The sequence below is a fragment of the Neobacillus niacini genome, assembly GCF_023715785.1.
Lineage (GTDB): Bacteria > Bacillota > Bacilli > Bacillales > Cytobacillaceae > Neobacillus > Neobacillus niacini_E.
In genome coordinates this window covers 87,189-101,953 of record NZ_JAMBOX010000015.1, presented here as the reverse complement: position 1 = coordinate 101,953, position 14,765 = coordinate 87,189, and the positions used below count along the sequence as shown (strand labels likewise).

Annotated in this window: 12 protein-coding genes; 5 read left to right on the top strand and 7 right to left on the bottom strand. The window is 44.6% G+C overall.

Going from position 1 to position 14,765, the window contains the following annotated elements; all coding sequences use genetic code 11:
• Positions 1-18: 18 nt before the first annotated feature.
• The gene (locus M3234_RS22400; RefSeq protein ID WP_262306835.1) at positions 19-3,138 is read right to left on the bottom strand and encodes a DEAD/DEAH box helicase; all 3,120 of its coding nucleotides are present in this window, start codon (positions 3,136-3,138) and stop codon (positions 19-21) included.
• A gap of 280 nt (positions 3,139-3,418) precedes the next feature.
• On the opposite strand from M3234_RS22400, the gene M3234_RS22395 reads away from it, so the two are divergent.
• Positions 3,419-4,441: a C40 family peptidase gene (locus M3234_RS22395; RefSeq protein WP_262306834.1), complete on the top strand. Its 1,023-nt coding sequence runs from the start codon at positions 3,419-3,421 to the stop codon at positions 4,439-4,441.
• Between the two features lie 271 nt (positions 4,442-4,712).
• On the opposite strand, the gene M3234_RS22390 is transcribed toward M3234_RS22395, so the two are convergent.
• The gene (locus tag M3234_RS22390; RefSeq protein ID WP_262306833.1) at positions 4,713-5,612 is read right to left on the bottom strand and encodes a DUF2971 domain-containing protein; all 900 of its coding nucleotides are present in this window, start codon (positions 5,610-5,612) and stop codon (positions 4,713-4,715) included.
• A gap of 163 nt (positions 5,613-5,775) precedes the next feature.
• The gene (gene guaD, locus M3234_RS22385) at positions 5,776-7,140 is read right to left on the bottom strand and encodes a guanine deaminase (RefSeq protein WP_262306832.1); all 1,365 of its coding nucleotides are present in this window, start codon (positions 7,138-7,140) and stop codon (positions 5,776-5,778) included.
• A gap of 249 nt (positions 7,141-7,389) precedes the next feature.
• On the opposite strand from guaD, the gene M3234_RS22380 reads away from it, so the two are divergent.
• A complete protein-coding gene (locus M3234_RS22380) occupies positions 7,390-7,899 on the top strand; it encodes a M15 family metallopeptidase (protein WP_396953982.1) in 510 nt (169 codons plus the stop codon).
• 33 nt (positions 7,900-7,932) lie between these two features.
• On the opposite strand, the gene M3234_RS22375 is transcribed toward M3234_RS22380, so the two are convergent.
• From M3234_RS22375 to M3234_RS22360, 4 genes are all read right to left on the bottom strand, one after another.
• Positions 7,933-8,496, bottom strand: coding sequence for a Uma2 family endonuclease (locus tag M3234_RS22375; RefSeq protein WP_262306831.1), 564 nt, complete (start codon positions 8,494-8,496; stop codon positions 7,933-7,935).
• A 108-nt stretch (positions 8,497-8,604) separates the two neighbouring features.
• A complete protein-coding gene (locus M3234_RS22370) occupies positions 8,605-9,357 on the bottom strand; it encodes a hypothetical protein (protein ID WP_262306830.1) in 753 nt (250 codons plus the stop codon).
• A 244-nt stretch (positions 9,358-9,601) separates the two neighbouring features.
• On the bottom strand, positions 9,602-10,705 hold the full coding sequence (locus M3234_RS22365) for a DmpA family aminopeptidase (protein ID WP_262306829.1): 1,104 nt from the start codon (positions 10,703-10,705) through the stop codon (positions 9,602-9,604).
• 213 nt (positions 10,706-10,918) lie between these two features.
• Positions 10,919-11,872 carry a glycine-rich domain-containing protein gene (locus tag M3234_RS22360; RefSeq protein ID WP_262306828.1) on the bottom strand — a complete coding sequence of 318 codons (954 nt, stop codon included), beginning with the start codon at positions 11,870-11,872 and terminating at the stop codon, positions 10,919-10,921.
• A gap of 329 nt (positions 11,873-12,201) precedes the next feature.
• On the opposite strand from M3234_RS22360, the gene M3234_RS22355 reads away from it, so the two are divergent.
• The 3 genes from M3234_RS22355 (at position 12,202) to M3234_RS22345 (ending at position 14,726) form a co-directional block, all read left to right on the top strand.
• Complete coding sequence (locus M3234_RS22355; RefSeq protein WP_262306827.1) at positions 12,202-12,405, top strand: helix-turn-helix transcriptional regulator; 204 nt, start codon at positions 12,202-12,204, stop codon at positions 12,403-12,405.
• A gap of 2 nt (positions 12,406-12,407) precedes the next feature.
• On the top strand, positions 12,408-12,710 hold the full coding sequence (locus tag M3234_RS22350; RefSeq protein WP_262306826.1) for a hypothetical protein: 303 nt from the start codon (positions 12,408-12,410) through the stop codon (positions 12,708-12,710).
• Between the two features lie 528 nt (positions 12,711-13,238).
• Positions 13,239-14,726: a carboxylesterase/lipase family protein gene (locus M3234_RS22345; RefSeq protein WP_262306825.1), complete on the top strand. Its 1,488-nt coding sequence runs from the start codon at positions 13,239-13,241 to the stop codon at positions 14,724-14,726.
• Positions 14,727-14,765: the final 39 nt, after the last annotated feature.

Sequence of the window (14,765 nt, the reverse complement as noted above, 5' to 3'; positions counted from 1 at the left end):
TGGAGCTCCCTTTTTCCTCTACACCATCAATATCTCCCGAATATCCTCTTCCGTCAGAAACCCCATCACTTTTTCGTCGGAATCAAGGATATCCTCGACGAGATGCCGCTTCTTGTCCTGCAGCTCATTCATTTTTTCCTCGATGGTTCCGCGGGCGACCAGCTTAATGACCTGTACGACATTCTTCTGCCCCATACGGTGGGCGCGGTCGGCTGCTTGTTCCTCGACCGCTGGATTCCACCAGGTGTCATATAAAATGACCGTGTCTGCCCCCATCAAGTTCAAACCCGTTCCGCCGGCCTTTAAGGATATCAAAAATAAATCACGTTCTCCGTGGTTGAACCGGTCGCAAATCTCGACTCTTTCCTCAGAAGGCGTGCTGCCATCAAGGTAAAAATAAGCCTGGCCCTTTGCCGTTAAGGTCCTCCCGATGATCTGGAGCATTTTCGTAAACTGCGAAAAGATCAGTACGCGCCGGCCTGACAGCCGGGATTCATCCAGGATCTCCATCAACTGCGTAAATTTTGTTGAACCGCCATCATAGCCATCGACAAACAAACCAGGGTGGCAGCAAATCTGCCGCAGTCGCGTCAATCCCGCCAAGATTCGGATGCGATTTTTCCGGATGGTGTCTTTGTCCAAATGCTTTAGTGTGTCATGGCGAAGTTTTGCCAAATAGGCAGCATAAAGCTTCTTTTGTTCAGGATACAGCTCCACGGTTTCAAGGAACTCCCGTTTTTCCGGCAGCTCGGCCAACACATCCTCCTTCACCCTCCGCAAGATGAACGGCCGGATTCTGCGGGCAATTTTCCCCCTCGAAAGCCTGCTGAATTCCTTTAGCCCGAGGAATAACTCCGGAAAGACAACATGAAAAATCGACCACAACTCCTCCGCCGAATTCTCAACGGGCGTGCCGGTTAACGCAAACCGATGCCCCGCTTGGAGTTTTTTAACCGCCCTGGCCGTTTGCGTCAGCGGATTTTTGAACGCTTGGGCCTCATCAAAGAACACTGTATGAAAGGTTTGTTTTTCAAACCATTTAATATCCCGGCGCAGCAGCGGATAAGAGGTAATCAGCACATTGACATCATCCAAATTGGCCAAAAGCTCCGACCGTTTATCCTTGCTCCCGTCAATGACAACAGCCCGCAAGTCCGGAGCAAACTTCCCAAGTTCACTCAGCCAGTTATACACCACCGATGATGGACAAACCACCAATACCCGCAGCTTGCTATCCCGGACTTCCTCAACAACCGAAACGATATACGCGATACTTTGGATCGTTTTCCCCAAGCCCATATCATCGGCCAAGATCCCGCCGAATCCGTAGTGGGCCAGAGTTTTCATCCACTTGAATCCAACCTTTTGATACTCTTTAAGAGTCGGCTCCAAACCCGAAGGAACCGCAAACTCCAACCTGCCGGGGTTTCTCAGCTCGTCCATAAACTGACGGAACGATTCCTCCAGCTTGAAAGCATCACTGACCTCAACCGTATCAAGCAGCTGCAGGCACTGCTCGACCGGCAACGACAACCCGTCGGCCAAATCCTGATCCTGCAAAAGCGGCGACTTAAGATACCGCTGGATCTCCTCGAATTCCCGCGTCTGGAGTGACAGCAACGAACCATTCGGCAGCCGGTAATACTTTCGCTTTTCCTCCAGTGCCGCCAGGACCTCACGGATTTCTTCATTGGAAATGCCCTTCATTTCAAACTTGAAATCCAGCCAATTCGTCCGTTCTTTTCTAACCTTGACTCTAATCTTCGGAAAAACATCTTTAAGGACAATCCGATTCCTGACTGCTGTTGTCGCGTAAATTTGCATGAGCTTCTGGAGCTTTGGCACAACATGAACCAGAAATTCATATTCTAGTTCTTCATTTTGCAAAAAGTAGCCCCCATCGGTCTTAGCAAACGAACTTTCATCCATGATTTCGAGGATTTGCTGTTCCTTCGCCGTATCCCTCATCACCATAACGCCCGCCGGAAATTCCCGTCCTTCTAATGGATTAATCACCACATGCTGATAGTGGAATTCCAGGCCGGCAAGGAGGCGATTTTTCACTCGGTCGAGATAGAGCTTAGCCACAAGTGGGGCAGGCTTTAGCTGCTCCCTTAATGGCTCGTCAATGTTCACCTGCCCCAGCCTTTTTAGACCCGGCGCGATTTTTTCAATAAAAATCAGCAATTGGCTTGGCGGGATAGGAATTTCGTTCCTTCCGGCTGCCGCGAGCATCTTCTTCAGTTCCAGCAGTCGTTTATAGTCTTGGTCCTCTAATTGTTTTATTTTTCCGGCAAAAAGAACTGACCGATAGGAATCAAGGATGATCAAGCGTCCAAGACCGGTGATCGCCAATTCCTTTTTCGAAAAATCAAACTGCAAGGGAAGAACGCCTTCGGATAAGCTCAAACCCTCATATAATTGCCCTTCATGCTCAATCCTTACGTTTGGTGTTTTTAAAAGTAAGGGCAGTAGCCGTTCCCATGAAGTCGAAGGTATGGGCAGTATGATCTTGTTCATGTTCCCTGAAGACTTGCCAAATACATGCTCATCCCTCATCACGTGGATGAGTTCTTGGATGACACGATCGGTCTCTTGCTGAAAACAATGCAGGCTTGGGTCGTAAGGAAACGGGAACGAACGCCCGTCTCTTACTTGTTCCAAAAAAGCGCGGATGTCGTTCACTTTGGCGATTTCAATACCAATAATGTACTGTCCATTCCCAATTTCAACGGGTTTACAGATTAATCCCACATCCAACACGGTTCTTTTTTCAAAATGGCGTTGGTGGCCGCTGTTGCGAATTGGCTTTTCGTCGAAGATTGTCAACAAGCCTTCGGCCAGCTCTTGACGAGGCTGCCCTCGGTGATAGATGGCCAGTAAAACGGCCGCGACATGCTGACACTCTTTTTTAAAAGAAGCCAATTTCGGACAGCTGCATTCCGATCGAATTTTGCCATGTTCATCTGTTTCAATTGTTACATAAAAAGCCTCGTCGCCATTAACGATTGCCTGCCAATGGTCCGGGCTGTATTTTTCAAAAGTGACCTTGTTGTTCCGATAAAAATAATCTCCTCTTTTGAAGGAGACGGGACCACACATTTCGGTAATCATTTTATGACTTAACTCAATATTCAAGTGGATTGCTCCTTCCTTGAGGGTGAAGCAGGGGATGATTCTCTGCTGCATATAATATAACGATTTTACCACAAAGGAGAAAGAATCATAAGAGAGCCAGTTCTTAATTTCCCGCAAAGCTGATTCTTCATTTATAAATCCCTTCTGGAAATTCACTACCAAATGAATCAAAAGAACTGCATTCATTTCATAAAATTGGTAAATCCGGCGGATGTTGGTGAAAGCGTTTGCAATTATAGTTGGCTTATAGGACTGATAAAAAAAGAGAGGATGATAGCATTTGAAAAAAAGATTAGTATTGTTACTGCTTCTGGTCAGCGTCGTGTTTTCTTCAGCTGGCTGGACAACGGTAACCGACACGGCTGGGGCCCTTACCAGGGACAAGGATGCGGACACGTACTACATAGACGTTAATGTCGCAACTGTTTGGTCAAAACCCAATATTACTAGAGAAGTAGATGAACCATCTACCACAAATCCAGCCGATCCACGAAAGTGGACCTCTAATATGACGTATCAGGATAAGATTGGTCTTGTGGGCAAACTTGAAACACAGGCCCTATATGGATCCCCTGTTACTGTTCTTGAAAGACAGGGAGATTGGGTAAAGGTAGCGGTTCACAATCAATTTACTCCAAAAAACAGTGTAGGCTATCCGGGCTGGATGCCGGCAGCCCAATTATCCAAGGAACCAAGTTACGAAAATCAGCTAGACCGCCCATTCGCCTTGATAACTTCGCCAACAGCCTGGTTATATAATAACAAACACACAACGGAAGAATTCCTTGAACTGAGTTTCAACACCCGCCTTCCAGTGATGCAAGAATTTGAAAATGAAGTGCTAGTAGCTACTCCGAGTCATGGCAAGAAGTGGCTGAAAAAGTCGGATGTCTCCATCTATAAAACACAAGATGATATTCCAGAGCCAACTGGAGAGGACATTGTCAATACCGGAAAAAAATTCATGAATCTCCCTTACTTATGGGCCGGCACATCTGGATTCGGATTTGACTGTTCCGGGTTTACTTACACGATTCACGCCGCAAATGGCATTTTCATACCGAGAGACTCTTCGGTGCAGGCAAGATATGGAACTCCTGTTGCCTGGGATGTCCTTCAACCGGGTGACCTGGTCTTCTATGCTTACAATGAGGGCAAAGGCAGCGTCCATCACGTCGGAGTCTATATCGGCGATGGAAAAATGCTGCACTCACCAAATTCATCCACCCACGTCCGAATTGACGACATCGTAGCCTCCGGCTGGATCAAGGAATTTGCCGGGGCCCGCAGATACGTAAAATAATCATAGGGATGGTTCTTGCTGTACATCAGGTGGAACCATCCCTTGTATTTTTCCAGCTTCAAGTTTTCGCTTAAAAAATCATTAACGTTCTCAGGGGAATTGACAATTAATTTACAATAATTCCATTAGTGGTTAACAATCTCTTGCTATACTTGACGTATAACGTCAAATCTTAAAGGAGCAGTGGTCATGATGGAATTCCTGATTCGGCTGGTATTTTTAACTACGCTTTGCACGCTTCTTTGAGCCTATTCGATCTTCTTCAAATTTATTAAAACCTTAACGGCGCTTTTGATGTGCTCAGCTCAATTCCCTCCAACTTTTTGACTGACAGATAAAATTCCAATCCGGATTTAACGATGTCCAATTTGGTGCGCGGTCCGATTGTAATTTTTCGAACAAGAAGTTGATCCTCACCTGTTTCCTCGTCCATCGCATATACAGGTACTTTGATAAACGGTATAAACGCACCTCTAGAGACGCGAAAATGAATGTGCTCTTCCGCTTTCGGGATGAAAATCGAGCGGAATTCTTCCTCACAGGTAAAAGCAGGATGTTTGATAAAGCAGCCCAATGTCCCAAATGTAAAAAAAATGGCTCTGGAAAAGCTTTCGTCTGATAACCTCGTTTCCTTGGCAAGCTGCAAAAGCTTCTCCATAACTTCCTTGACAATTCGCTTTTGCTGCTCCTCGGCATAAATGACCTTTCCAACAAAGGTAATTTGCGAATTGAATGTCTGACTAATAAATTTCTGCGTATCAATGCCAATATTGCAGCCTTCATCTGCACCATATGCGTTCCACAATGGCAGCAAGTCCGGATTCTCAGTCAAAGAAAAAGCAAAAATGTTTAGAGCTTTGTAATAGCTCTCGGTCGTATCAAATTCGCGGAACAGAGAAAGGAACGTATCCTTCTCACGACTGTCTTCCAGGTCGTCAATAACTTTCCGGACGATGTCGTTCACATAAGAAATCTCTTTATAATCATTCATGAAATCGACACGCGTAATCCAGAAGCAGCGCTCCCGGTCCAATATATTATTGAGTGTCTCCATAGACGTATAATGATATAGCATGGTTCCATTCATGGTCTTAGATAAATTCCCAAAAACCCGTTGTTTAAAAAACTCCGTCATCTCCAGAATGAATGGATCAAAAGTAATCTGTCCCATACCGATTCCCTCCCGTCGCTTATTTTATTAGCATTCCATTTTTTGGAGAGATTCTTGCATGATAAAAGCCTTGCCACTCTTTAATTGGCAAGGCTTTTTTAACTTAAGCTTGTTGATTTGTTCAGTGAATATTTTCAAAAAAATTCAACTACCCCTAGCGCTACTAGCGTGAGTGCACCTTTTCACCTTGGACCCAAACTTCACGAATATTTTCAGGACGAACCAAGTACATCATTTTTTGAAATACATCAAGAAGATCCTCATGATCATCATAAAGAGGTAATTTGGCCGTGCTTAGGACAGTATCGATAATTTGAACATCCCATGCATGATTTTTTTCAAGACGGCCGATGGGCAGGCTTAAGCTGTCTCCGCCGCCGGCTGTTGCCAGATAGAAGGCTTCATTCACCGTAATCCGGGAATTCGGGACACCGCGGTCTGCAGGCGGAAGATCCGGGTTCACGCCATCCTCCAACATTCTCGAAGACATGACTGCCTGGCGGACATTATCGAACAAGTTCGGCGAGAACCCGCCAGAAATATCGCTTCCCAAACCTATCTCGACTCTTTTTTCAAGAAAGCGGGCAATCGGAATGACACTATTGGCAAAGTAGGCATTGGAGATTGGGCAATGAGCAATGGCCGTTCCTGTCTCCGCAAATAACGCTGCATCCTGTTCATTTAAAAAATTGCAATGTGCCATAACGGATTTTTCACGTAATAACCCAAAATCATGGAGGGCAAAGGCATCATTTTTGCCGAAACGTTCCTGGACATACCCATGGGCCCAGTCACTTTCGCTGCAATGCGATTGAATGTATGTATCATGCTTGGCAGCCAATTCGCCCAGTCCTTTCAACGTCTCATCTGTACAGCTTGGTATAAACCGTGGAGTGACAACCGGGTAGACTCCCTGTTTTGTGGTATTCGACAGTTCTTTTACGGCTAAAATAAATTCCTCCGTATCCTCCAATGCTGTTGGCGTATCAGAATCACGGTAATAGTCAGGCGTTTGCTCAGGGTTGTCCATCACCACTTTTCCGACTAAACCTCTCTGCCCGCTTTCTGCACAAATTTGAGCAAGCAGGTAACTTGCCTGTTTATGGACAGTGGCGAAATAGAGGGCCGTCGTGGTCCCGTTTGCGAGCAGGGTACTGACAACATCCCGGTACACCTTTTGGGCAAAATCCAAGTCCGAAAATTTGGACTCAACCGGAAAGGTATAGGTGTTTAACCAATCGTAGAGCGGAATATCCAATGCGGTTCCGGACTGGGCCCATTGCGGGGCATGCACATGCAAATCCACAAAACCAGGCAATATATATTGGCCCTCTGCAAGGCGCTGAAAGTTTCCCCCACCTCGGTAAGCCTCCACTAACGGCTGGTAATCAGCCTCTTCCGGTCCAACCACACTTTCTATTATTCCGTTTTCGTTTATACAAAAGAGATGGTCTTTTAAAACCGCTACCTCTTTGGGAGACTTGCTAGTAAAAGCAGTCCCTTGAAAAATCCGCGCATATTTTTTCATAAAGTTCACCTTCACTTACTAATTCTATTCCCTTTACCATATTAACCTACTGCTTATTAAAAACAAAAGGATGCCGGCGTAAAAATCAACAGCCAGGTCCACTTGCCTGGGCTGTGATAATATTTACTATATGAAACTATGAACAAACGTTTTTCGTCTTAATGTATGAAATCATTTATGAGAGGAATATGTGGTGTGAAGCGTAAACAATCTAGACGTACAGTCTTTGTATTAGTGGTGATTGCCTCGGTGGTCATCTTTTTTTATAAATTTTCCCACTCTTCAACGCCGAATGGTACTCCATTGCCGTCTGAACTTCATCCTGTTGTGAAGGAAAATATAAAACAAGTAATCAAGCAAGCTGCGGATAAGGGGATCGTGGTGGTGATTACCGATGGCTTTCGCAGCGCTGCAGACCAGGATCTTCTATATGAAAAAGGGCGAACGGCTGGCGGACCAATTGTCACGAATGCAAAAGGCGGACAGTCGTTTCACAATTATGGGCTGGCGGTTGATTTTGCACTGAAGAATGCTTCCGGCGATGTTATTTGGGATATGCAATATGATGGCAATAAAAATGGCAAAGCTGACTGGGATGAGGTAGTAGAAATAGCAAAAGCGCTGGGCTTTGCATGGGGCGGGGATTGGCCGGAGTTTAAAGATTATCCTCACCTGCAAATGGACTTTGGCCTGACGATTGCCGATTTGCAAAATGGAGCGAGACCAACACTGACTGCGGGGCCCAACCCGGGCGAATAATCAACTGGCTATGAATCGCCCGGGCTGCCCCGTTTATTCAAAAAATCCCTTTAAATCAACACTGAACCCTTCTAGGAATTTCGAGGTTACCACTCCGATTTCTATCTTCATATCATGCTGTTCATACATTTTTTCATCATACAGAGAATAAACTGTCACAGCGTTTAGCATCGGGTTGACAATCCAGTATTCCATGACACCATAATTCATATAAAGATTTAGTTTCGTGACCAGGTCATGAGACTGATTGGAGGGGCTCAAGATCTCAACAATCAGGTTTGGCACCCCGATATAACGAGATTCGGTAAATCCTCTCTTTTCACAGATGACACTGAGATCCGGGATGACGATTTTCGTCCCTTCTATACTTTCAATTTTTAATTCAATATCAAATGGTGCAGAAAAAACCTCGCAAGACTTTCCTTGCAGAAAATTTCCCAATTTTAGATGAAGTCTGCTTGAAAGTCGCTGATGTTTAGTAGAGGGCGAAGGCGACATATAAACGAGTCCATCAATATATTCCAAATAACGCTCCGACTCTTCGCGAATTTTAAAATACTCATCTATTGTCATCGATTCTTTTGAATATAAATTCATTCTAATCCTCTCCTGCATTAGCGGATTTGTTATCGATGCCTATTTTTGAAAATTTTAACATAAATATATGGTATTAAGTAGCTGAAAGAAACTTTTTCAAAGAAGAAGTTATTTTGAAGTCGGCTTTTCCTTTTTCTCGTTAAAAACCATGCTTTCGATTTGGAGCATGACTGACAGGACGTGGATAAAGGCTACGTGCATGTTGGAATCTTGTAAATTCTTGTTGTAGTGGTGATGGAAGCAACTTCCCATCGCCTCTCTTGCCTGATAATCAAAATGATAGAAATCGACAATGGGAAAAAATAAGCCGCCGCCCAATGGCATGAGGATGCCCATGGCGATTTCTCCTGTTTTTGGCGGGATAGCAGTTGGGTCATAGACGATCACATCCAGCGGCTTTTCTTCAAGGATATCAATGGCCAAAAATATCCGGTCATGTAATTTTGGGCCCATATAATAGAATTTCGGTACCGCCTTGGCGCATTCCCGAAGCCAGGAAATCATGAATGGCTTTCTATGCAGCTCATGATAGTTTTCCGCGATGTACGCTTCGATACTATTATCATGCGGGTCTATGCTGGCATCATACATCATTCGAAACCAGAATAAGTTATGGAGTAAGCTCGGGCGCTTCTTTCTTCGCGGTTGGTGCTCATCCACATACTCATTCACCATTGGAAGGCAAGCCTCATAATACCGGTCAAGGGCAAACATCATATAATCCCGAAAAACCTCGCTCACCATTTCCCCCTTTAATTCTTCCGATACATCATAATCCGGCCGGAATTTTTTTGCTTTCGCATCAGCTTGGACTAACTCAACGACCTTGTCGAGCGTTCCTTGGTTACCTATGTCATGCATCAACCTTTCTCGTTATTTAATTTTCATTTAATAAGGAATCAGTTAGAGAGTTTATGTTATGAAGAAAATAGGAAGCAAAAAATGAAGTTGCTAAAATTATAGCATTAAAGGTCGAATTTTGAAGCTAAATAAAAGGATGTAGCAATCGTTTTCACAAAATTGTAAGATATGCCTTCAATTGGCCCCTGCCCCCTGCTTCTTAAGCTATTAGGGCAGCCAACATTGTTGAATGGCTGCCCCTGCATTACCCTATCCGATTATACTGCCTCATAATCCGCAAAAGCTCTTCATGGTCGATGGCATGGACTTTTTGGCCAAATGGTTTGATGGTTGTCATCGTTTCGGCTGCGAGCAAAGCGTTTATCACCGATTCATCAACAGCTTGGCAAACTGCTTCGTAGATAGGGTCAAATCGATCATCATTGACGAATTTCATTTTGAGACTATCAGGCGATTTTTGAGGAATGTCCATCTCATTTGCTGTGGAAAAAGCCAGAAAGATATCACCCGAGCTGTTACCTCCAGGAGTTCCGCTTCTGCCAATTCCGATGGCCGCGCGTTTGGCAACCCTCCGCAGCTGATGTGGGAGCATCGGAATATCGGTTCCAATAATGACGATAATCGACCCTTGCTCCTTATCCAAGATTTTTTCCTTCGGCATATGCTTTCCGACAGGAACTCCCAAAATGGTCAGCCAATCACGCAAGCCAAAATTCGCTTGGACCAGCACACCGATATGATGCTCCTCCCCATTAACCGAAACGATACGTGAAGAGGTCCCGGTTCCGCCTTTAAATTCGTAGCAAATCATTCCGGTCCCCCCGCCGACATTGCCTTCGGCGACAGGACCGGTTTTTGCACTTTCAAGGGCTGAAAGGACATGTTCTTCCAGAATATGCTGCCCGTTAATGTCATTCAGGACACCATCATAGGTTTCGGCAATCACGGGCATGGCCCACAAATGCTCCTGGCTGAATTGTTCGCCGTACTGTTGGATCATCCATTTTGTTGTTGCATGGTGGGCAATTCCAACTGAATGGGTATTGGTGATGCAAATCGGGCTAAGGAAATATCCTGCATCGTTGACCCAATGCACTCCGGTCATCTCGCCGTTGCCATTTAAGCTATAAAAACCGGCCCAAATTGGCTGCATCCCATCCTTTTTTCCCCGGGGCAATATCGCTGTAACCCCTGTACGGACTGGCCCTTTCCCGATCACAACCGGCCCTTCCCCTTCAATAATGGTCGTAAATCCGATTTCCACACCGGGAACATCCGTTAAGGCATTAAACTCTCCAGTTTTCCCAGGGAACGGCAAGCCAAGGTCCCGCGCACGTTTTTTTGTCAAAGAAAATCCCCTCCTTCTAAACAATCAGGGGCCTGACTCCCACAGACTCACACAGTCCAGGATTGGCCCCCCTGCCATACCACTATATTATAGCTGTATTGATTCAATATCCACCGTGGAAACTCCATCCGTGCTGTCATGGGCGGGTCCACGCCCTGGCAAATCCGATGCCGCTTTCAGAAGTAGAATGAACATTTATAATAGGGCTTACATTTAAGACGAACACCCGCTGCCGCAACTTGAGCATGAAGAGCAACTGCTACCGCCATGATCGCCTCCGCCGCCCGAATTTGAATCATCCGATGAGGCGGAGCCACAAAAAACAGCGCTCGAACAGCCGCTTGTATATTTGGCAGCTTCAGCAAAAGCATAAACTTTTGCGTATTGCCAATATTCATCAAAATAATAATATGAGAAGAACACCATCATAAACGACAGGGCCGTCATATCGCCATATCTCCGCTGTTTTAAAAAAGAACCTCTCGGATTAGCCCGGTACATTTTTTCTGAAACGCCTAACTGCTCCTTCATCCTGCCAATCAAGTACTCCAACAATTCCCGATTACCATCAGTCTGCCGGAAATAGGTTTTAATCAATTCTTCATCAGACTTATCCTTAAAATCTTTTAATACTTCACTCGCAAGCGGATATTTGAAAAAGTCCCCCCAGGTGTTCCAGCTAAACTGGGTCACTTCAAACAGCTGCGAAAACACCCAGTCAAAAAAGGCGCGTTCCTGCGGCGCCGGCTCGGGGGTTGTGTTCGGGGTATGGTGCAGCATTTTCCCTAAAAATTTTTCAGAAAAGCGCTCATAATTCCTCGTAAACAGAATCATCTCATGCCAAATTTCATCAACTGTATCACTGAACATCGGTGCTTTCTTTAACAGGTTGGCCATGATGAAATATCTTTTTAATTCAAACAACAGCCATTCAAATTCGTCCTCGCTCCGTTTCGGGTAATCCTCAAGGTAGCGCATTTTAACCATCCGGATATAGTCATCGCTTAACGCTGAGTTTAACTGATCGAATAGAGGCTTTAGCGGGACGCTACTTAGCACACCTAAGTTGGCCGGGATGTTCTCCTTTTTTAGTTTTGGTCGATTTTTTGTGATTAAAATAACACCAATGATAACCCCTGCTGCGATCAAAATAATAGCCGCTGTCATTTAAAAATCCCCCCTCGTGATGCATCTTTTTGAAAACTTTTCCTTTTTTTAAAAAATTATAATACAACAAAATAATAATTTTAGTACTTTTACGGAAAATTGACCCAAACTTTACAAAGGAGCTCGTTATTGGAATACCTACAGAATACTATGATTCTTGACAGAGATTGCCTACTAATTATCTGTTTAAATTTTTAAAAATAAACTTTCTTCACACAAACCCTAGCATTCCAAATACTTACATTTTTATGTAAAGGTCCCTTGACATATCCATTCATGTAAAGTACACTTTACGTAAAGTTTACTTTACATAAAAAGAGGGGTGTGAGATGGAACATCGGATAAGAGAATTACGAGCATCGTTTGGTTTAACGCAAGAACAGTTGTCTGAACAAATAGGCGTTTCGAGACAAACCATCATTTCTATTGAGAATGGACGATATAATCCCTCATTGGAACTTGCGTTTAAAATAGCAAAGGTCTTTCGCTGTAAGATTGAAGACGTCTTTATTTTTGAAAAAGGAAGTGAATAAATATGAGTTTAGATCAAATGCTTGGCTTGTTTGGCTTATTAGTTGGAGCATTAGGCGGTGCATTCGGACTATGGTGGGGACGTAAACAGGCAGCGCGCAAGAGAGGGCTTGACGAAAGATATGAGAAAATCTCGGTAAAATCGCTTGCAGCCTCCTGGAAAATAACTCTTGTGGCCATTTACATTTTATTTATTTTATTTATTTTCGGCGTTAAGCTGACTGTTGCTCCTGTCTTAGGAATTCTGATATTCATTCATTTGGCAGGATGGACATTCTCGATAATATATTATAATTTGAAGATTTAATTAAAGTATAAATCCTGAACCGGAGAAATCGTGAATGAGCTGAGGGCAAATAGTTTCAGTTGTCATAAACATTTAACCGACGATTCACACTTACGTCATTAATTGGTAACAATTAACGGGTATAGTATTACTCAGAGGGGATAGCATGTGTGGCTATCATGGTACATGGCGAAGGAGGAGCCAGTACTGCAGCACCGGGACCACAAAAACAAGGATACATAAAACCCTTGAGCCTACTTAAATAGGAAACTTGAAATAAGAAATGGAACTGGGATAGGCCGCTGAAAAAATTCAGCGGCCTATTGAAATTCCTGAAGTTTGAGGGTTGCCATGATGCTTGCCGGCCTTATACCTGACCAATCCTTTTATTATCAGTATATAGCTGAAGAATGAGCTCATTGTCGTAAATGAGCGTTTTTTAGTTTCAAAATATTTGTAATTAACAGGAAAATACCGTATTCTTCTAGAATATCAATTAATAGTAACAAAGTGGGATTATACTAAAAGTATCGTGAGAGGAGAAGGTCAATGTCCAAAACAATTATTGAGACCGTTTACGGTAAACTGCAAGGGGAACAGGTTGATGGAGTATTTACTTGGAAAGGGGTTCCATTTGCAAAGCCTCCAGTTGGATCACTTCGATTTCGCGCTCCGGAACGGCCGGATGCTTGGGAAGGCGTCCGTGATGCCACCCAATTTTCACCTGTCGCGCCACAGACACAACGGGAGATCATGGAGTTTTTCGGGAATGATGTCTCGAATGTAAATGAGGATTGCCTGTATTTAAATGTATGGTCACCGGGGGCTGATGATAAAAAACGGCCTGTTATGGTTTGGATTCATGGCGGCGCCTTTGTTTCCGGTTCCGGATCCAGCCATTGGTATGATGGCTCTTCGTTCGCCGCCCAAGGTGATGTTGTCGTTGTGACGATTAACTATCGTCTTGGAGTCTTGGGCTTCCTTCACCTTGCAGAAATTGGCGGTGAAGAATATGCGACATCTGGGAATTGCGGAATTCTTGACCAAGTGGCAGCATTGAACTGGGTCCAGGAGAACATTGCGGCGTTTGGCGGCGACCCCAACAATGTCACCATTTTTGGAGAATCTGCCGGGGCCATGAGTGTTGGAGTATTGCTTGGATTCCCATCCGCACAAGGCCTTTTCCAAAAAGCAATTTTACAAAGCGGCGCGGCGGCAAATGCCCATTCTTCCGCGACTGCGACAAAAGTCGCTAGTCATCTATTAGCAGCATTACAGGTGGAACCTACGAATCTAGCAAAACTAGAGGAAATGCCGGTTGATCAGTTATTAAAAGCGGCCGACCTCCTGCCGGCGATGAGCTTGGGACCTGTGGTGGATGGTGTATCATTGCCAAAGCATCCACATGAGGCGATAGCTGGTGGTTCAGCAAAAGATGTCGCAATTTTGATTGGCACCAACAAGGATGAGTTTAATATATTTACAGTGTTTGACACTGAGTGGAAGGATGCGGATGAGGCGAAGGCCAAGGAACTTTTTGAAAAAACATTCGGACCTTTATTGCCGCTTTTATCCAATCAATTCCGTGGTCCGTTAAATCAGGAACTTTTCAATAAATTATTAACGATTCATATCTTTACCTATCCCGCACAAAAACTCGCAGAGCTGCAAGTAAATCAAGGTGCGCCGGTTTGGATGTATCGGTTTGATTGGGAAACCCCTGTATTTGACGGTGCCCTTAAGGCGACCCATGCGTTAGAGATTCCATTTGTTTGGAACACGCTGGATAAGCCAAAAACGACAAACTTCACCGGTTCTTCTCCGGAACGGAAGTTGGTCTCAGTCCAAATGCATCAGGCTTGGATTAACTTCGCGCGCAACAGCAATCCAAACACGGATGACCTGCCGTTGTGGCCAAAGTATGATCTGAACTTCCGCCCAACGATGATTTTTAACTTGGAGAGCGAAGTGGTCAACGATCCGAACCGTGAAGAGCGGTTAAAATGGGAGCAGGCGGCCATGGTGATGAAGGCTTAAAATCCTGAAAAGTCTAGCCTACTAGAATTCGGGCTAGAC